Annotated in this window: 1 protein-coding gene; it reads left to right on the top strand. The window is 62.2% G+C overall.

The window, feature by feature from the left end; all coding sequences use genetic code 11:
* Window positions 1–35 precede the first annotated feature (35 nt).
* Window positions 36–283: toxin VasX (locus KBY08_RS26350; protein ID WP_318654649.1), on the top strand; the 248-nt coding region annotated here is incomplete at its 3' end.

Here is a 283-nt window from a genome sequence, read left to right as displayed (position 1 = left end):
GCGATATCGCCCGTTTCTGCGCAGAGATTCCATGCATGACCGACAAATCCGGCACCCATACTCAACGACGTGCTGCAACGTTCGCCAAGACACCCGCCACGGCCACCAGCCTGTGCCCTTTCCGCGGCCCTGACGTTGCCATCGTGCCAGTGCGCTACGCGCTGGACCGCTCCCGCTACGATACCGCGCCCGAGAAGCTGAAACCGCTACTCGAGGGCAGCCGCTGGGCGGTTATGCCGAAACTGAAAACACGCAGCTATACCCTTCGCCAGCTGTATGACGG

This window comes from Pseudomonas sp. P135 (assembly GCF_020312125.1).
GTDB lineage: Bacteria > Pseudomonadota > Gammaproteobacteria > Pseudomonadales > Pseudomonadaceae > Aquipseudomonas > Aquipseudomonas fragariae.
The sequence above is the reverse complement of the archived record's forward strand: the minus strand, read 5'-3'. Positions and strand labels throughout refer to the sequence as shown.